Source organism: Streptomyces sp. SID14478 (genome assembly GCF_010548525.1).
In the GTDB taxonomy this organism is placed as follows: Bacteria; Actinomycetota; Actinomycetes; order Streptomycetales; family Streptomycetaceae; genus Streptomyces.
This window is the reverse complement of the sequence record NZ_JAAGMG010000473.1, coordinates 15,914-34,039: the sequence shown is the minus strand read 5'-3', so window position 1 is coordinate 34,039 and position 18,126 is coordinate 15,914. Positions and strand designations below refer to the sequence as shown.

Here is an 18,126-nt window from a genome sequence, read left to right as displayed (position 1 = left end):
CAGATCGCGGACGCGCACCGGGCCGTCGAGCCCCGCGTCGGCGAAGCGCACGGTGCGCTGCGCCGCGTGGTCCGAGCGGTTGAGCAGGGCGACGGCCCGGTGGCCCGCCCCGGTCAGGACCTTGCTGTAGACGTCGCCGGTGGCGTCGCTCGCCACCCGGACGCCCTGGACGGCGAGCGGGTCCTGGTCCACGCCGATGATCTCCGGGTTGCGCAGCGTGTCGAGCATGCCCTGCGGCAGCGTGCGCGGGTCCGAGCCGATGACCAGCGGTGAACCCATCAGCGCCCACATGACCAGCTGGGTCGTGGACTCCTCGGTGGTGAGTTCGGGGGTGCCGTCCGCCAGCTTCCGCAGCGGGATGAGGTAGTCGGGGTCGTTGTAGTGGCCGGGGCTCTGCGCCTCGGGGTGCGCCATGTTGGCGTCCATGTTGCGCAGGATGTTGGGCCATTGGCCCTTCGACGGGGTGCCGTAGGCGACGTCGGTGCCGGTGCGCCAGGAGTCGGCAAGCCCGGGCCCGAACCGGTAGGAGTTGTGCGCGTCCTGGGCCGGGGTGTGCGGCACGCCCCAGTCGTCGGTCAGCGGGTTGCAGAGGTTGAGGAGCATCGGCCGTCCCGTCTTGCGGACGGCGTCGCCGAACTCCTTGAACGCCGGTTCCGGGTCGGCCTTCTCGGCGATCCCGCACAGGAAGTCGACCTTGATCGCGTCGACCTTCCAGCCGGCGAACTGCTGTGCGTCCTCGGTGTAGTGGCCGCGGCTGCCGAGTCCGCAGCTCTTGCCGCCGTCGTACGTCCCGGCGTCCGTGTAGATGCCCGCCTTCAGGCCGCGGCGGTGCAGGTAGTCGACGAGTGCGGGGATGCCCGACGGGAACCGGCCCGGGTGGGCGACGAGATGGCCCGCGCTGTCGCGCGGGGTGTCCGCCTGCCAGCCGCCGTCCAGCCAGACGATGTCGTAGCCGCTCGTGCGCAGGCCGCTGCTGACCAGGAAGTCGGCGACGCTCTTGACGTCCTTCTCGGTCGGGGCGCCGAGCCCGAAGTAGGTGTTCCAGCCCATGTACGGGGTCGGGGCGAGGGCGCTGGGCTCGTCGTGCGCGGGAGCGTGGCCGGCCGCCGCGGCGGGGAGCGCCGGGGACAGTACGGCCGCGACGAGGAGGGCGGCGAGCGCGGCCGTCCGCGTCGTGGCTGCGCGGGGTGAAGTCACAGAGCTCTCCTGAGGTGATGACCAACGAGGGGTGGCGTCGTCCGCCGTGGGCGGGCGCCGGAGGGGAAGTGCTCGGACGACTGTCGCCTCAGGGGTCGACCCTGTCAACAACAATTACTAATTAACTAAAAATTGAGAGGTGGGTGTGACCCGGAACGGAACGCGCAGGCGGGCGCCCCGGGCACGTCGACCCGCAGGCGCAGCAGGGCGCCGTCCAGCGGGCCGGGGCGTTCCAGGCCGATGCGCGCGCTCGTCACGAACAGGGTCCTGCCGTCCGCGCCACCCAGGCACAGCCCGGCCGGCTGGCGTACGGGCACGGGCACGACCTCGTCCAACGTGCCGTCCGCGCGGTAGTGATGCAGCACTCCCGCGCCCCACACGGCGCTCCACACCCCGCCGTTGAGGTCCACCGCCATGCCATCGGGGCTGCCGGACGTCACCGTCGCGAAGAGCTCGCCCTCATCGAGGGCGCCCGACGCCGGGTCGACGGCGTGGCGCAGCAGGCGTCCGCGGGCGCTGTCCGCCAGGTACAGCGTCCGGCCGTCGGCCGTGAACACCGGTCCGTTGGGCACGGTCAGGCCGTCCAGGACGCGGGTGACCGTCCCGTCGGGATCCACGCGCCACAGCGCTCCCCGGCCGGGAGCCGCGTCGTACGCCATGGAGCCCGCCCAGAACCGGCCCGCCGGATCGGCCGTCGCGTCGTTCATCCGGAACGGCCGCGCCGGGTCCTGCGGCGGCCGCGCCGCCCAGCGCGGTGGTGTGTCCGGGCGCAGCAGGCAGATCCCGGTGTCGGCGGCGGCGATCCATGTGCCGGGCGCGTCCGCGACGGGGGCCACCGCCCCCAGGGGGAAGGGCAGTTGGAGCAGTTCGCGCAGCGGACCGGAGCCGTCCGGCGGGGAGGCGGGGGGCAGGGTCAGCAGCCGGCCCGTGAGGATGTCGGTGAGGACGAGCCCGCCTTGCGTCCAGCGCACGCCCTCGCCGAGTTCCAGCCGGTCCGTGCTCGTCGCGTGCACGCTCACCACTCCGCGAAACTTCCGTCGTCGTGGCGCCACACGGGGTTGCGCCAGCGGTGTCCGGTGCTGTCGGCCTTGCGCACCGCGGCCTCGTCGACCCGTACGCCGAGCCCCGGCAGGGTGGTGCGGGTGGCCTGCCCGTCGGTGAAGCGGAACGGCTCGGGATCGAGGACGTACGAGAGCAGGTCGGCGGAGCGGTTGTAGTGGATGCCCCGACTCTGTTCCTGGATGAGGAAGTTGGGCGTGGCGAAGGCGATCTGCAGGCTGGCGGCGAGGGCGATCGGGCCGAGCGGGCAGTGCGGTGCCAGCAAGGCGCCGAAGGTGTCGGCCAGGGAGGCGATGCGGTGCACCTCCGAGATGCCGCCCGCGTGCGAGAGGTCCGGCTGTGCCACGGCGATGCCGGCCTGCAGCGCGGGCAGGAACTCGGCCCTGCCGTACAGCCGTTCACCGGTCGCCACCGGCACGCTCGTGCTCTCCACGAGGCCGCGCAGCAGATGGCCGTGCTCGGGCAGCAGCGGCTCCTCCGCGAACAGGGGGTGCAGCGGCGCGATCTCGTCCAGCACGCGGCGGGCGCCCGCGGGGGTGAACCGGCCGTGGAAGTCGACCGCGACGTCACGGTCCGGGCCGAGCACGTCGCGCGCGACGGCGACGCGGTCGACGACCTCCTGGACCTCGGCGCGGCCCGGCAGGGGAGCGGTCCGTCCTGCCGCGTTCATCTTCACCGCGGTGAAGCCGTGCTCGACCTGGGCGCTGATCTCCTCGGCCAACTGGGCGGGTTCGTCGCCGCCCACCCACGCGTAGACCCGCACCGCGTCGCGCACCGGGCCGCCGAGCAGGGCGTGCACAGGGGCCTGGTAGGCCTGGCCCGCGATGTCCCACAGCGCCTGGTCGAGGCCGGCCACCGCGCTGGAGAGCACGGGGCCGCCGCGGTAGAAGCCGCCCTTGGTGAGGACCTGCCAGTGGTCCTGGATGCGCAATGGGTCCTGGCCGACGAGGTACTCGGCGAGCACGTCGACGGCGGCGCGGACCACTTCCGCCCGGCCCTCGACGACGGGTTCGCCCCAGCCGACGAGCCCGTCGTCGGTCTCGATGCGGCAGAACAGCCACCGCGGGGGTATTTGGAACGTTTCGATACGAGCGATCTTCACAGGGTGCGCGGACCTTTCGGGGAAAGCAGCCGATGAGCCGGACAGGGCGGTCAGGACGAGGACTTGACGACGCTCCAGCCGCCGTCCACGAGCAGGCTGGTGCCGGTGACGAAGCCGGCCTCGGCGGACGCGAGGAACGCGATGGCCGCCGCGACCTCCTCCGGGGTGCCGAAGCGGGCGGCCGCCGTCTCGGCGACGCTGCGGGCCCGGTCCTGTTCGCCGATGCCGTCCCACGCGCCGGTCAGGATCGGGCCGGGCAGCACGGCGTTGACGCGGATGTCCGGTCCGTACTCGACGGCCAACTGGCTGCACAGGGACAGCACCGCGCCCTTCGTCGCGGCGTAGGCGGGACGGCCCGGCAGCCCCATGTGCGCATGCACGGACGAGGTGTAGACGACGGCCCCGCCGTGCGCGGACATGTCGGGCTGCACTGCCTGGAAGCCGAGGAACCCGCCGGTCAGGTTGACGGCGACCTGCCGCTCCCAGGATGCTCGGGTCATCTCGCCGGCCGGTGCGAGCTCCACGGTGTACGCGTTCGAGACGAGTACGCGCACCGGGCCGAAGCCGTGCGCGGCGTCCATCACCCGCTCCCAGTCCGCCTCGTCGGCCACGTCCGCGCGGACGAAGGCGGCCCGGGCGCCCTGTTCGCGCAAGCCCTGCGCGGTGCGCTCGCCGTGCTCGGCGTCGATGTCGGTGAGGACGACGGCCGCGCCCTCCGCCGCGAGGCGCCGTGCGGTGGCCGCGCCGATGCCGGCGGCGGCCCCGGTCACGACGGCGACCTGATCGGTGAAGCGTTCCATGCCGGTCATCCCATCTCCTCGAGGGTCCTGCCCCGGGTCTCGCGCACGCACTTCGCGGCGAAGGGCAGGGAGAGCAGCGCGAAGGCTGTGTAGATCAGATACGTGCCGCCCAGGCTCCACTCGGACAGGCTCGGGAATGTCGCGGTGATCGCCCAGTTGGCCACCCATACGGCGGCCGAGGACACACCGAGGGCGGCGGCGCGGATCGCGGCGGGGAACATCTCGCCGAGCATCACCCACAGCACGACGCCCCACGACGAGGCGAAGCAGAGCACGAACACATGGGCCGCGACGAGCGCCACCAGGCCCTGGGTGTGCGGGAGCCTGCCGTCGACCAGGTCCGCGGAGAACGCCCACGCCTCACAGGCGAGGGACACGGTCATCCCCGCGGAGCCCGCCAGGATCAGCGGCTTGCGTCCCACCCGGTCCACCAGCAGCATCGCGACGACGGTGCCGACGATGTTGATGAGGGAGGTGGTGAAGGAGTAGAGGAAGGAGCTGTTCGGGTCGATGCCCACCGACTGCCACAGGGTCGCCGAGTAGTAGAAGGCGACGTTGATGCCGACGAGCTGCTGGAACAGGGCCATGCCGATGCCGACCCAGACGATGCCGCGCAGTCCGAGGGCCTTTCCGCGCAGATCGCGGAAGGTCGAGCGCCGGTCGCGGCTCATGTGGCCGCGGATCTCGTCGATCCGGGCGTCGAGCGCGCTGCCCTCGCCCTCCAGCCGGGCGAGCACCCGGCGCGCCTCGGCGGTGCGGCCGCGGGCGATCAGATGGCGGGGCGACTCGGGAAGCGTGAACGACAGGACGCCGTAGACGAGCGAGGGCACCACCATGACACCGAGCATCCACTGCCAGGCCTCCAGGCCGGCGAGGTGCCCGCGCTGCTCCCCGTCGGCGAGCGACAGGATGAGCCAGTTGACCAGCTGGGAGACGGCGATGCCGATGACGATGGCGGCCTGCTGGAAGGCGGCGAGGCGTCCCCGGTACGCGGGCGGGGCGACCTCCGCTATGTAGGCCGGGCCGATGACGGAGGCCATGCCGATGCCGAAGCCGCCGATCACCCGCCACAACGACAGGTCCCAGAGCGAGAACGGGAGGGCCGAGCCGACCGCGCTGACGGTGAACAGCGCGGCCGCGATGCGCATGCAGGGGATGCGGCCGATGCGGTCGGCCAGGCGCCCCGCGACCGCTGCCCCGGCGGCGGAGCCGATGAGGGCGATGGCGATGACCTGGGCGAGCGCCGCCGGGCCGATGTCGTACCGGTCGCGTACGGCCTCGACGGCGCCGTTGATGACGGAGCTGTCGTAGCCGAAGAGGAAGCCGCCCATCGCGGCCGCGGCGGCGACGTAGACCACGTGCAGCAGAGCGGGCCGGGACGCGGTGGCGTCGGCGGGGGGAGCGGATGGTAGGTGCGTCATGTTCTTTCCCTGAGCGGCGGCTCCGTGCGGAGCCGGGACGTGCGGGCGGGGGGTCAGGGCACGCGGATGCCCCAGGTGGCGCGGCGCTCCTCGCCCGGAGCGAGGACGATCACGTCGTGGCCGCTGGAGAGCGCGTTCGGCGGGCAGGTCATCGGCTCCACCGCGAGCCCGGTCCGCCCGAAGTGGTCGGCGGTGTAGAGCTGCAGCCACCCGAAGGCCTCGTCCGCCCAGAGGTCGACCGCGCCGCCCTCGGGGGAGCGCAGCCGGGCCCAGGCGCGCCCGGCGTCGTCGCGGTGCAGTGCGGTGTAGGCGTGGTTGAGCACGCCGCCCCTCAACGCGCGGGGTCGGCGCAGGTCTTGCGGGGTGCCGTCGACGGGGCGCGGTTCGCCGTCCGGGAGCATCCGGGCATCGGGATGCAGACACCGCTCGGCGGCCACCTGCACGGTGCAGTCGTCGATGCCCGCCCCGAGCGTCAGGTACGGGTGTGCGCCGAGGCCGAACGGGGCGGGCCGCGAGGACCGGTTGACGACCGTGACGCGGGCGGTGAGGCCGTCGTGCGGGTCGAGCCGGTACGTGGCGGTGAGGCGCAGGGCGAAGGGGTATCCGGGGCGGGCGGCCAGGTCGAGGCCGAGGGTGACCTCGTTCGCTGCGTGCGGTGCGGCCTCGGGCGTCCACGTCTGCCAGGCGACGAGTCCGTGCAGCGCCGCGGCCGGTTCCCGCTCGTCCAGCGGGAGTTCGTGGTCGGCGCCGTCGAACGTGTAGCGCCCCTGGGCCAGTCGGTTGGGCCAGGGCGCGAGGATCTGCCCGTGTGCCGCGGGCGCCGGTTCGTCGGCGTCGAAGCCGAGGATCAACGGGCGCCCTTCATGGGCCAGTTCGCGCAGCGTCGCGCCGACTCCGGCGACGCTCGCGGTGTAGGGCCCCGCGGACAGACGGAGCTGGGTGCCCGACAGGGGCAGGGCGGCGTAGGGCAACGGACGGTCCTCGGGGTGCGGGCGGCAGGGCTACGACCAGGACTGCACCACCCGGGACACACACCCGTCAAGGATTATTCATAATTAATTTCTGGAGCGAGGGGGCCCGGCCCGGCATTGAGCTTCAAAAAATTAGGAATTAAAGTGGCGCTCGTTGGTGGCGCGAGCGGCATCCGGCCGTCGCGCGGAGGGGAGCGGAACATGGTGTCCTACGCCGGGCGCGGAGTGCACGGGGACGTCGTCGAGTCGCTCGGCTCCCGCGTCGTCGGGGGACAGGTCGCGGTGGGCGCCACGCTCGACCCGCGCACCCTCGTGGACGAGATGGGCGTCAGCCTCACCGTGATCCGCGAAGCCCTCAAGGTCATCGCCGGCAAGGGCCTGGTCGCCTCGCGCCAGAAGCGCGGCACCTTCGTGCGGCCGCGCACCGACTGGAACGTCCTGGACGGCGACGTGATCCGCTGGCGCATCGAGGGCGGCGAGGCCGAGGTTGTGCTGCGCGACCTCGCCGAGATGCGTTCCATCGTCGAACCCGCCGCCGTGCGCCGGGCGGCCGAACGCCGCACGCAGGAACAACTCGCCGATCTGGAAAGCGCCTTGGACGCCATGGCGCGCGCCGGGTCCGACGCGGCCGAGGCCGTCGCTGCCGACTCCGCCTTCCACCACGCGCTCCTCGTGGCGTCCGGCAACGAGATGCTGGCCAGGTTGCACGAACTCATGGCCCCCGCGCTGCGGGCCCGCGACAGCATCGTGCACGGGCCGCACGGCTGCGCCGACGACCCCGTACCCAGCCACCGCGCCGTCCTCGACGCGATCCGTGACGGCGACGCGGACCGCTCCGGCGCCGCCATGGCGCAGCTGCTCGCCAAGGCGGAGCGCGACCTGGACGCGGCGGTGCGCGGCGGGGCCGCGGTCCGGCGCGGCGGGAGCTGAATTCGCCCGCGCCGGGGGCGGGTTGGGCCGTTGACCTGGAGTCCCGGCTCTTGACCTCGACGCGGGCATGCCTGACTGTGTGAGGGCCGTGACGTCATTGCACAGGAGCCGCACGTGAGACGTATCAGACCGCAAGTCACCGTTGTCGCCGCTGTCGTGGCGGCGTTGGCCATGGGATCGGGCGGGGTGGCATCGGCCGATGTGACAACGTTGTCAAAGGTGGGGAGTGCCGCACTGGTCGACGATCCCGCCGACTACGTGGACCCGCTGATCGGCACCGGAAAGGGCGGTGAATCGGTCGGCGAGATCAACAACTTCCCCGGCCCGTCCACCCCGTTCGGCATGATGCAGTTCTCACCGGACACCGAGGGTTCGTACGCCGGGTACCAGTACCACAGCAGCAAGATCAAGGGCTTCAGCCTCAACCACGCCTCGGTGGGCTGCACCGCCTTCGGCGACGTGCCACTGCTGCCGGTCGCGGGGGACGTCGGCGCCGCGCCGTGGGACCGCACCGAGCCGTTCACGCACGAGGACGAGAAGGCCGAGGCCGGCTATTACGCCGTGACCACCGGCGCCGACGCGAAGGTCCGCACCGAGCTGACCGCCACGACGCGCACGGGCCTGGCCGCCTTCACCTTCCCCGCCGGCACCGGCGACGCGGCGCAGGTCCTCGTCAAGGGCGGCGGCAGCCTCTCCGGCGACAAGCAGGCCGACCTGAAGATCACCGGCGACCGCGAGGTCACCGGCTCCGCGACCACCGGCAACTTCTGCGGCAAGGGCAACGAGTACACCGTCCACTACGCGATCACCTTCGACCGCCCCTTCACCGCTCACGGCACCTGGGACGGGAAGACCGTGACCGAGGGCGGCGACTCGGCGGACGCCCCCGAGGCGGGCGCCTACCTGACGTTCGACGCGGCCAAGGACCGCACGGTGCGCGCGAAGGTCGCCATGTCGTACGTCTCGGTCGACGGCGCCAAGGCCAACATGGCCTCGGAGGTGCCCGGTTGGGACCTGGACGACGTGCGCAAGCAGACCCGGGGCCAGTGGACCGAGGCGCTGCGCAAGATCAGGATCGGCGGCGGCACGAGCGACGAGAGGAAGATGTTCTACACCTTCCTCTACCACTCGCTGGTGCACCCGAACACCTTCAACGACGCCGACGGCCGCTACATCGGCTTCGACGACAAGGTCCGTTCGCTGCCCAAGGGCCGTACCCAGTACGCCAACTTCTCCGACTGGGACACCTACCGCTCGCTCGCCCCGCTGCAGGCCATGCTCTTCCCCGAGCAGGCCAGCGACATGGCGCAGTCGCTCGTCCATGACGCGGAGCAGGGCGGCTGGTGGCCGCGCTGGCCGGTGGCGAACGACTACACGGGACAGATGACGGGCGACAACTCCGTCGCGCTGATCGCGAACCTCTACGCGTACGGGGCCCGTGACTTCGACCTCAAGACGGCCCTCAAGTACCTGGTCAAGGGCGCCACTTCGGTCGACCACACACCGGGCGCGTACCAGGAGCGGCCGGGCGTCGAGGAGTACGTGAAGAACGGCTACGCGAACAACAGCGCCGTGCGCGGCGACCACTCCCGCGTCGGCGCCTCGGTCACCCTGGAGTGGGCGATCGACGACTTCGGCATCGCGCAGCTGGCGAAGGCCGCCGGTGACAAGAAGACGGCCGCCACCTTCACCCGCCGCGGCCAGAACTGGCAGAACATCCTCAATCCGGCGACCGGCTACCTCTCCCCGCGCGGCGAGGACGGCCGCTTCCCCGACGGGCCCGGCTACCAGCCACCCGCCGAGGGCACGTTCGGTCAGGACGGCTTCGACGAGGGCAACGCGGCCCAGTACAACTGGCTGGTGCCGCAGAACACGGCGGGCCTGATCCAGGCCATGGGCGGCCGCGACGCCACGGCCAAGCGGCTCGACACCTTCTTCACCAAGCTCAACGCCGGGCCGAACGAGCCGTACATGTGGGCCGGCAACGAGGTGGACTTCGGCGTCCCGTGGGTCTACAACCACCTCGGACAGCCGTGGAAGACCCAGGAGAAGGTGCGCACCGTCGCCACTACCCTGTTCAGCCCGACGCCGGACGGCGAGCCGGGCAACGACGACCTGGGCGCCCAGTCGTCCTGGTACGTCTGGGCCGCCCTCGGGCTCTACCCGGCCACCCCGGGCACCCCCGACCTGTCCGTGCACAGCCCGCTCTTCCCGCGGGTGGTCCTCGACCTGCCCGGCGGCGGCCGAGACCTGGACATCCGGGCCCCGAAGGCCGCGGCGGACGCCCCGTACGTGCACGACCTGCGCCTCGACGGCCGCGATCGGGAGCGTACGTATCTGCCGCAGTCGGCGGTCACGAAGGGCGGCCGGCTCGACTTCGACCTGGGCACGAAGCCCGACACGTCCTGGGCCACGTCGGCGAAGGCGGCGCCGCCCTCCTACCGCGACGGCGAGCAGGACTTCCTCGCGTACGCGACGCCGAACCAGGTGATCGCCGCCCCGGGCGGCGACGGCGCGAAGCTCACGGTGTCCGCACAGCGGCTGGCCGGCAGCGACCGGACGCTGACGGTCACCGCGGACGCCCCCGCCGGGCTGACGGTGCAGGGCAAGAGGATCGACCTCGCCGCGGGCACCGGTTCCGGCACCGCCGAGCTGACGGTGAAGGCGGCGGCCGGCACCGACCCCGGCTACTACGAGCTGCCGCTCACCGTGCGCGGCAAGCACGGCGATCCCGTGCACCGCAGCGCGATCGTGCTGGTCGCCGCCGACGGCGGCATCACCTCCGCCCTCGGCAGCGCCTACTCGGCCGCGGGCGTCTCCAGCGACGACACCCCGGTCGAGGCCGACTTCGACGGCGCGGGCAACAGCTACTCGCGCCAGGCGCTGGCCGCCGCGGGGCTCAAGGGCGGTGCGACGGCCGAGGTCTCCGGTACGCGCTTCCTGTGGCCGGGCGCGCCCGCGTCCCGCCCCGACAACGTCACGGCGAACGGCCAGCGGTTCGACATCGCCGCCGACGCGAAGGACGCGAAGCGGCTCCTCTTCGTGGGGTCGGCCACCAACGGCGACCAGGAGAACAGCGCCACGGTGACCTTCACCGACGGGACCACGGCGCAGACGGACCTCTCCTTCGGCGACTGGACCAAGCCGGGCGGCGGCAGCGATCCGGTCCACGGCAACACCGTCGTGGCGAAGGCCGCGTACCGCAACACCCCGAACGGCAAGGGCGCGGACACGGTGTTCGTGTTCGCCACCAAGCCGTACGAGGTGCCGGACGGCAAGCACATCAAGTCGGTCACCCTGCCCAAGGACGGTGACCTGCACGTCTTCTCGGTCGGCCTCGGCTGATCTGCGCGCTCCAGGGGCCCGTCACCGGTCCGGTGGCGGGCCCCTGGGCTGTGCCGGGGGAGCGCGCACTACTCACGGGGCGCCCACAGCGGGCAGGGGGAGGTTCAGCAAGGTGGAACAGCCCGGGCGGCCGACTACGCGCAGACCCTCGTCGAGTTCGCCACCACCTCGGACCTCGTGATCTCGCTCGGCGGCCAGATCGGCGCAGGCGCCCTGAGACTCCTGCGTGTGTGAAGGGAGATGGGCCGCCGTGGTCCCTACGGGACGCGGGCCACGCCGACGTAGAAGCCGCTCAGTTCCTCGGCGGGCGCCGGGGAGTCCTTGTACCACCTGGTCGCGGTGACCAGACCGGGCTCCACCATCTCCAGGCCCGCGAAGAACGGCTCGACCTCGGCCCGCGTCCGCATGCGCAGCGGGATCGCGCCCTTGCGGTAGGTGTCCTTCACCGAGTCCGCGAGGTGCGGGTGTTCGTCGGTCGTGCCGTGCGAGAACACGAAGTAACTGCCCGAAGGGAGCGCGTCGACGAGCGTCCGCGTCAGGGAGCAGGGGTCCTCCTCGTCGGGCAGGAAGTGCATCAGCGCGATCATCGACAGAGCGACGGGACGCCCGAAGTCCAGGAACGTACGGGCGTGTTCGAGGATGGCGCCCGGTGCGCGTACGTCCGCCTCGATGTAGTCGGTGCTCCCCTCGGGCGTGCCGGCGAGCAGGGACTCCGCGTGCCGCAGCACGATCGGGTCGTTGTCGGTGTAGGCGACCCGCGCCGACGGCACGACGGCCTGCACGATCTGGTGCAGGTTCGGGCTGGTCGGTATGCCCGTGCCGATGTCGAGGTACTGGTCGATGCCGGTGCCCGCCAGCCAGGCCGCGGCGCGCTGCATGAACGCCCGGTTGCGCAGGGCGCTGAGCCGGGACTCCGGCGGAAGACGCTTCGCCACTTCCTGGTCGACCGGGTAGTTGTCCTTGCCGCCCAGCAACCAGTCGTAGACGCGGGCCGGATGGGGCCTGCTCGTGTCGAGACGACTTCCGGCGGACTGCTTCGTCATGCCTGACTCCAGCGTCTACTAGGGGCACCGACCGCTTCAGCGAGATCATCGAGCCCCGCGATTGTGCCACTGGCCAGACCTTCACGGCGAGGCATGGACGAGGTCGGCCGGGGCCTGTGCGGTCGACCCGCGGACGACGAGTTCCGGCTCGAAGAGCAACTCCCCGGGGTGGCTCTGGGCGCCCTGGATCGCGGCGACCAGCAGGTCGACCGCGGCGCGCCCCATCGCCTCGATCGGCTGGCGCACCGTGGACAGCGGCGGCTCGGTGCAGGTCATGAAGGACGAGTCGTCGTACCCGACGACCGACAGGTCCTGCGGGACGCGCAGTCCCCTGCGGCGGGCCGCTCGGACCGCGCCGAGGGCGAGGGGGTCGCTCGCGCACACGATGCCGGTGACGCCGCGCGCGAGCAGCCGGGTGGCGGCTGCCTGGCCGCCCTCCAGCGAGAAGATCGACCGCTCGACGAACTCGTCCGGGAGCGAGGTGCCCGCGGCCCGCGCCAGCGCGCGTGCCGCCTGGAGCTTGCGGCGCGACGGCTCGTGGTCGCGGGGGCCGAGCGCCAGGCCGATCCGCCGGTGCCCGAGCGAGGACAGATGGCGCCAGGCCTGTTCGACGGCGACCGTGTCGTCACAGGCCACGCAGGGGAAGTCGATCCCCTCGACCGCGGCGTTGATGAGCACGACCGGGATGCGCCGCTCCGCGAGCCGGTGGTAGTGGCCGTGCTGCGCGTTGCTCTCCGCGAAGAGCCCGCCGGCGAAGACCACACCGGAGACCTGCTGCTGGAGCAGCAGGTCGACGTAGTCCGCCTCGGCGGCGCCGCCCTTGGTCTGCGTGCACAACACGGGCGTCAGCCCCCGCTGGGCGAGCGCACCTCCCATCACCTCCGCGAACGCCGGGAAGATCGGGTTCTGCAACTCCGGGATCACCAGCCCGACGAGACGGGAGCGCTCCCCTCGCAACTGCGTCGGGCGTTCGTAGCCGAGGACGTCCAGCGCCGTCAGCACGGACTGCCGCGTCGCCTCGGAGACGCCGGGCCGCCCGTTGAGGACACGGCTGACCGTGGCCTCGCTGACCCCTACCTTCTTCGCGACCTGAGCAAGTCGTCGTGTCATGATCCCCGTTCCCGTCCCGTCTCGCATGTGGCGGGAACAAGGCCCGTACCACCCGGTCCTGACGCTGCGTCAGGGTCGCAACCAGGCCGCCGTGTCGCGCGGCAGCCGCCCCTGCCCGTCGAGGGGACCGCTGGTGAGGATCACCTGCTCGTACGGGGGCAGGTCGGCGGGTTCGTCACCGAGGTTGACCACGCAGATCAGCCCCTGGGCCCGGGTGAAGGCCAGCACCCCGTCCGCCGCGGGCAGCCACGTCATCGGGCCGTCGCCGAACCCGGCACCCGACCGGCGCAGCTGCAGCGCCGTGCGGTAGAGGCTCAGCATGGAGTCCGGGGTCGCGCTCTGGCGGTCGACGGCGTACTGCGCCCAGTCGTCGGGCTGCGGCAGCCAGGGCTCGGTGTCCGAACCGAAACCGTAGTGCGGCAGGTCGGCGGCCCAGGGCAGCGGTACGCGGCAGCCGTCGCGGCCCGGGTCGGTGCCGCCGGAGCGGAAGTGCATCGGGTCCTGGATGCGGCCCAGCGGGATGTCCGCCTCGGGCAGGCCGAGTTCCTCGCCCTGGTAGAGGTAGACCGAGCCGGGCAGCGCGAGGGTCAGCAGGGCCGCGGCGCGGGCGCGCCGCGTTCCGGAGGCGAGATCGCTGGGCGTGCCGAAGGCCTTGGCCGCGAAGTCGAAGCCGCTGTCCGCGCGGCCGTACCGGGTGACCGTCCGGGTCACGTCGTGGTTGCACAGCACCCAGGTGGCCGGGGCCTCGACGGGCGCGTGCTCGGCGAGGGTGTCGTCGATGGTGCGGCGCAGCCGGCCGGCGTCCCAGGGGCAGGAGAGGAAGTTGAAGTTGAAGGCGGTGTGCAGTTCGTCGGGGCGCAGGTAGCGGGCGAAGCGTTCCGCGTCGGGGAGCCAGACCTCGCCCACGAACACGCCGCCGTACTCGTCGGCGATCGCCCGCCAGGAGCGGTAGATGTCGTGGAGTTCGTCCTGGTCGATGTAGGGGTGCGGGTCGACGCCCTCCTCGAAGTCGGGCAGTCCGGCCCGCTTGGCGAGCAGCGCGGCGGAGTCGATCCGGACGCCGGCCACGCCCCGCTCGAACCAGAAGCGCAGTACGTCCTCGTGCTCGCGCCGGACGGCGGGGTGGGACCAGTCGAGGTCGGGCTGTTCGGGAGTGAACAGGTGGAGGTACCACTCGCCGTCGGGGACCCGGGTCCAGGTGGCCCCGGAGAACTGCGACGGCCAGTTGTTCGGCGGGAGTTCGCCGTGCTCGCCGCGACCGGGCCGGAAGTGGAACAGCTCCCGCTCCGGGCTTCTCGGCCCGGCGGCCAACGCGGCCTGGAACCAGGCGTGTTGGTCGGAGACGTGGTTGGGGACGATGTCGACGATGACCCGGATGCCGCACTCGGCGGCCTCCGAGATCAGCTTCTCGGCCTCCTCGATGGTGCCGAAGGCCGGGTCGATGGTGCGGTAGTCGGCGACGTCGTAGCCGCCGTCCACCAGCGGGGAGAGGTACCAGGGCGTGAACCAGACGGCGTCGACGCCGAGTTCGGCGAGATACGGCAGCCGGGAGCGCACGCCCGCCAGGTCGCCGGTGCCGTCGCCGTCTCCGTCCGCGAAGCTTCGGGGATACACCTGGTAGATGACGGCATCGCGCCACCAGTCGTCGGTGCGAGGCGTGGGAACAGCTGCCACGGGACGGTCCTTTCGGGCAGGTGGGACCCCGCCGCCGGCCTGCGCGGGGGCATGGATGAAGAGACCGGCGGCGGAGTGCTTCAGGGGGTGGCGGGGCTCGGTCAGCCCTTGAGGCTTCCGGCGGTCAGACCCGCCATGATGCTGCGCTGGAAGAAGAAGAACACGATGATCATCGGGATGCTGGCGATCACGAGTCCGGCCATGATCTGGTTCTGCGTGACCGCTCCCGCGGTCTGCGACAGGCCGACACTGATGGTCATCTTCTCGCTGTCGGGCAGCACGAGCAGCGGCCAGACGAAGTCCTTGAAGACCATGACGACCGTGAAGATGGACACGACCCCGAGGATGGGCCGGGAGATCGGCAGGATGATCGAGACCAGGATCCGCCAGGGGGGCACGCCGTCGATCTCGGCCGCTTCCAGGATCTCGTTCGGGATCGAGTCGAAGAAGCGCTTCAGGAGAAAGATGTTGAAGCCGTTGGCGGCCACCGGGAACCAGATCGCCCAGGGCGAGTTGAGCAGGTGCCAGCCGAAGATCGGCACGTTGGTCACCGTGATGTACGCCGGGATCATCACGACGATCGGCGGGATCATCAGCGTGGCCAGCATGCCGGCCAGGATCACGTTGCCGAACATCGGCCGGAGCTTGGACAGCGCGTAGGCGGCGCAGACGTCCACCGCGAGCGCGAACAGCCAGGCACCGATGGCGTAGAAGAGCGTGTTCTTCAGCAGCGTGCCGATGTCGAAGAGTTTCCAGGCGTCGGCGAAGACACCGAAGTCGGGGTCCTTGGGGAACAAGGTGGGCGGCATCTGGGCGATCTCCTCGCCCGACTTCATCGCCCCGGTCACCATCCAGTAGAGAGGGAAGACGAACACCAGGGTGAACACGAGCAGGACGAGGACGAGCAGCGTCCAGTAGATCTTGCGGCCCCAGCGGGACTTCAGCTCCAGCGGCGAGACGATGGTCCGCGCATGGCCCTCGGCCCACGCGCCGCGGCGCCTGGCCGCCTTCCGCTTCCCGCGCCGTTCCTGCGGACGTTGCGCCGGGGTCTTCTCCGCCGCGTCCGGGCGGGCGGTGGTGTGCACCATGGACCTACTTCTCCTCTCGGGTCAGCCGGAGCTGCACCGCGGCGACCGCCAGCAGGACGACCATGAGCATCAGGCCGAGCGCGCTGCCCGCCCCGTAGTTGCCGCCGTAGACGAACGCGTACTGGTACATGAGGTAGACGACGGTGACCGTCGCGTTCTCCGGGCCGCCGCCCGTGAGCATGTACGGCTCGATGAACACCTGCATGGTGGCGACGAGTTGGAGCATCAGCATCAGCAGCAGGATCAGCCGGGTCTGCGGGATCGTGACGTGCCAGATGCGCTTGAGGATGCCGGCGCCGTCGAGCTCCGCCGCCTCGTACAGGTCACCGGGAATGTTCTGCAGGGCCGCCAGGTAGATCAGTACGCCGGCGCCCAGGTTCATCCAGGTGGAGACGATCACCAGGGAGATCAGCGCGGTGCTGGTGGAGTCCAGCCACGACAGGGTCGGCAGCCCCACGAAGTCGAGGGCCTGGTTGAACAGGCCGGGTCCCGGATCGTAGAACCAGCGGAACAGCAGCACCGCGACGATCGGCGGGAGCATCACGGGCAGGTACACCACGAACCGCAAGTACGCCCGGGCGTGCCGCAGTTCGTTGAGCACGATCGCCACGGCGAACGGCACCACGTAGCCGCACAGCAGCGCCAGCAGCGTGAAGACCAGGGTGTTGCGCCAGGCCTGGCCGAACGCCGGGTCGTCCACCACCGTGCGGAAGTTGTCCAGGCCCACCCACGACGGATCGTCGACGAGGTTGGTCTGCTGGAAGCTGAGGAGGACTTCCTTGATGATCGGCCACCACGCGAACATGGCGAAGCAGAAGAGCGCGGCGCACAGGAACCCGTACGCGCTCAGGTTCCTGCGTGCGGCCCGGCCCCGCTTGGTGGGCGGTCGTGGCCGGCGCCGCGGAGTGGTCCGCTGCTTCGGCTCCAGCGTGAGTGTTTCCATCGTGATCTCCCGTTCTCGGCTCCGGCTGCTGTGCGGGCCGACGCGGGGTGCCGCGGCTGTGGGCGGCACCCCGTGACCGTCTGCGTCAGGGCTTGGCCAGAATCGAGTTCGCCTTGGTCTCCGCGTCCTTGAGCAACTTGGCGGGGTCGGCGTTCTCCCGCGTCAGCACCGCGGACATGGCCACGTCGAGGACGGCGTAGAGCTCCTGCGCCTTCTCCGGCTCCAGCTTGGGCTCGACCGCGGCCGACGTGACGGAGTACGACTCGTAGTTCGTGATCGGCAGGTTGGCGTTGGCCTTGCGACCCTCGACGATCTTCTGGCCGGTGGGCGAGGTGCCCATGTAGTCGTTGTTCGGCACGCCCACGGCCTCACCGTTGGCCTTGCCGCGCGCGAAGTCGAAGCGGCCCTTGCCCGGCGTGTTGAACTGGAAGTCGATCCACTCCAGGCCCGCCTTGGTCTGCGCGGGGCTCGCCTTGGGGTTGATCATGTACGCCTCGCCGCCGGTGAGCGACGCCTTGCCGTCCGGTATCCCGGTGATGCCGTAGTCGTCGACCTTGCCCTGGAACTTCTGGACGACGTCGGTGACGACGTCCGGGGCACCGAGCATCATGCCCGTCTTGCCGGCCGCCATCTGCTGCATCAGCGACTCCCAGCCGATGTTGACCTTGCTGCCGGTGCTGTTGTCCTTCCAGCGCATGTCGTGCAGGGCCTGCAACACCTCCTTGCCCTGGGGGCTGTTGAAGGCGGCCTTGTGGTTGGTGACCATCTCCCCGCCGCGGCTGTAGAGGGCCTGCGCGAAGTGCCAGCCGCCGGTCGCGCCGCCGCCGTACTCGCCGTAGCCGACGTAGTCCTTGCCGAGTGCCGCGATCTTCTTCGCGGCGGCGCGGACCTCGTCCCAGGTCTTCGGCGGAGTGTCCGGGTCGAGGCCGGCCTTCTTGAACACGGCACGGTTGTAGACGAGTCCGACGCTGTAGCTGACGTTCGGGATGCCGTAGACCTTGCCGTCCTTGGTGACCATGTCGCGCACGTCCTGCTTGATGTCACCGAAGTTCTTCACGTACTTGGTGTCACTGGTGATGTCCTTGGCCTGCCGCTTGGAGATCACGTCGGCGTAGTTGGTGACGGGCACCATGAAGACCGTCTCCATCTGTCCGCCGGCGAGCTTCGCGGCGAAGGTCTTCGGGTCGAAACACGGCTGCTGGTCCGTGCTCTTGACCTTGACGCCCGGGTGCGCCTTCTCGAACGTGGCGACGTCGTCGTCCCAGGCCTTGCGCTGCTTCGGAGCGGTCTTCGCCGGCTGACACGCCACGGTGATCGACACGCTTCCCCCGGACGAGGAGTCGTCCGACGAGTCACCGCCACAGGCGGCGACGGTGCTCAGCACGAGGCCTGTGGTCAGAAAGATCGCGAGGTTACGGGGCTTCATTACGGCTCCTCTAGGGG

The 18,126-nt window shown here is 71.1% G+C and carries 14 protein-coding genes; 2 read left to right on the top strand and 12 right to left on the bottom strand.

From position 1 onward, the window contains the following. The 6 genes from G3I40_RS15565 to G3I40_RS15540 all read right to left on the bottom strand — a co-directional run. The coding region (locus G3I40_RS15565; protein WP_164302753.1) for a glycoside hydrolase family 27 protein at positions 1 to 1,197 on the bottom strand (1,197 nt) is incomplete at its 3' end. 125 nt (positions 1,198 to 1,322) lie between these two features. Further along, complete coding sequence (locus G3I40_RS15560; protein ID WP_343244938.1) at positions 1,323 to 2,210, bottom strand: SMP-30/gluconolactonase/LRE family protein; 888 nt, start codon at positions 2,208 to 2,210, stop codon at positions 1,323 to 1,325. A gap of 2 nt (positions 2,211 to 2,212) precedes the next feature. Further along, entirely contained in the window at positions 2,213 to 3,403 is a 1,191-nt protein-coding gene (gene dgoD, locus G3I40_RS15555; RefSeq protein WP_203644139.1) for a galactonate dehydratase, read from the bottom strand. A 5-nt stretch (positions 3,404 to 3,408) separates the two neighbouring features. After that, positions 3,409 to 4,167, bottom strand: a complete 759-nt coding sequence (locus tag G3I40_RS15550) for an SDR family oxidoreductase (protein WP_164302750.1) — start codon at positions 4,165 to 4,167, stop codon at positions 3,409 to 3,411. Continuing rightward, entirely contained in the window at positions 4,164 to 5,579 is a 1,416-nt protein-coding gene (locus G3I40_RS15545; protein ID WP_164302749.1) for a sugar porter family MFS transporter, read from the bottom strand. Before G3I40_RS15545 ends, G3I40_RS15550 begins: the two co-directional genes overlap by 4 nt. A 53-nt stretch (positions 5,580 to 5,632) precedes the next feature. Continuing rightward, the gene (locus tag G3I40_RS15540) at positions 5,633 to 6,550 is read right to left on the bottom strand and encodes an aldose 1-epimerase family protein (RefSeq protein ID WP_239091756.1); all 918 of its coding nucleotides are present in this window, start codon (positions 6,548 to 6,550) and stop codon (positions 5,633 to 5,635) included. Positions 6,551 to 6,751: 201 nt separating this feature from the next. Between G3I40_RS15540 and G3I40_RS15535 the strand changes: the two genes are divergently transcribed. Both G3I40_RS15535 and G3I40_RS15530 read left to right on the top strand, forming a co-directional pair. Then, the gene (locus tag G3I40_RS15535) at positions 6,752 to 7,480 is read left to right on the top strand and encodes an FCD domain-containing protein (protein ID WP_164302748.1); all 729 of its coding nucleotides are present in this window, start codon (positions 6,752 to 6,754) and stop codon (positions 7,478 to 7,480) included. 219 nt (positions 7,481 to 7,699) lie between these two features. Further along, a complete protein-coding gene (locus G3I40_RS15530; protein ID WP_343244937.1) occupies positions 7,700 to 10,825 on the top strand; it encodes a GH92 family glycosyl hydrolase in 3,126 nt (1,041 codons plus the stop codon). Positions 10,826 to 11,082: 257 nt separating this feature from the next. Here G3I40_RS15530 and G3I40_RS15525 read toward each other — a convergent pair whose 3' ends face one another. The 6 genes from G3I40_RS15525 to G3I40_RS15500 form a co-directional block, all read right to left on the bottom strand. Further along, positions 11,083 to 11,868 carry an SAM-dependent methyltransferase gene (locus G3I40_RS15525; protein WP_164302747.1) on the bottom strand — a complete coding sequence of 262 codons (786 nt, stop codon included), beginning with the start codon at positions 11,866 to 11,868 and terminating at the stop codon, positions 11,083 to 11,085. 81 nt (positions 11,869 to 11,949) lie between these two features. Further along, positions 11,950 to 12,978: a LacI family DNA-binding transcriptional regulator gene (locus G3I40_RS15520; RefSeq protein WP_164302746.1), complete on the bottom strand. Its 1,029-nt coding sequence runs from the start codon at positions 12,976 to 12,978 to the stop codon at positions 11,950 to 11,952. Between the two features lie 69 nt (positions 12,979 to 13,047). After that, complete coding sequence (locus G3I40_RS15515) at positions 13,048 to 14,652, bottom strand: glycoside hydrolase family 13 protein (protein ID WP_164302745.1); 1,605 nt, start codon at positions 14,650 to 14,652, stop codon at positions 13,048 to 13,050. 101 nt (positions 14,653 to 14,753) lie between these two features. Beyond that, positions 14,754 to 15,740 carry a carbohydrate ABC transporter permease gene (locus tag G3I40_RS15510; protein ID WP_164302744.1) on the bottom strand — a complete coding sequence of 329 codons (987 nt, stop codon included), beginning with the start codon at positions 15,738 to 15,740 and terminating at the stop codon, positions 14,754 to 14,756. Positions 15,741 to 15,744: 4 nt separating this feature from the next. Next, on the bottom strand, positions 15,745 to 16,683 hold the full coding sequence (locus tag G3I40_RS15505) for a sugar ABC transporter permease (RefSeq protein WP_164302743.1): 939 nt from the start codon (positions 16,681 to 16,683) through the stop codon (positions 15,745 to 15,747). Positions 16,684 to 16,768: 85 nt separating this feature from the next. Then, complete coding sequence (locus G3I40_RS15500) at positions 16,769 to 18,109, bottom strand: extracellular solute-binding protein (RefSeq protein WP_164302742.1); 1,341 nt, start codon at positions 18,107 to 18,109, stop codon at positions 16,769 to 16,771. Positions 18,110 to 18,126 lie beyond the last annotated feature (17 nt).

Bases quoted from the DNA above. Each gene is read 5' to 3' on its own strand.
- G3I40_RS15550 (WP_164302750.1), bottom strand. From the start codon at position 4,167: ATGACCGGCATGGAACGCTTCACCGATCAGGTCGCCGTCGTGACCGGG.
- G3I40_RS15545 (WP_164302749.1), bottom strand. From the start codon at position 5,579: ATGACGCACCTACCATCCGCTCCCCCCGCCGACGCCACCGCGTCCCGG.
- G3I40_RS15525 (WP_164302747.1), bottom strand. From the start codon at position 11,868: ATGACGAAGCAGTCCGCCGGAAGTCGTCTCGACACGAGCAGGCCCCAT.
- G3I40_RS15520 (WP_164302746.1), bottom strand. From the start codon at position 12,978: ATGACACGACGACTTGCTCAGGTCGCGAAGAAGGTAGGGGTCAGCGAG.
- G3I40_RS15505 (WP_164302743.1), bottom strand. From the start codon at position 16,683: ATGGAAACACTCACGCTGGAGCCGAAGCAGCGGACCACTCCGCGGCGC.
- G3I40_RS15500 (WP_164302742.1), bottom strand. From the start codon at position 18,109: ATGAAGCCCCGTAACCTCGCGATCTTTCTGACCACAGGCCTCGTGCTG.
- G3I40_RS15535 (WP_164302748.1), top strand. From the start codon at position 6,752: ATGGTGTCCTACGCCGGGCGCGGAGTGCACGGGGACGTCGTCGAGTCG.
- G3I40_RS15510 (WP_164302744.1), bottom strand. From the start codon at position 15,740: ATGGTGCACACCACCGCCCGCCCGGACGCGGCGGAGAAGACCCCGGCG.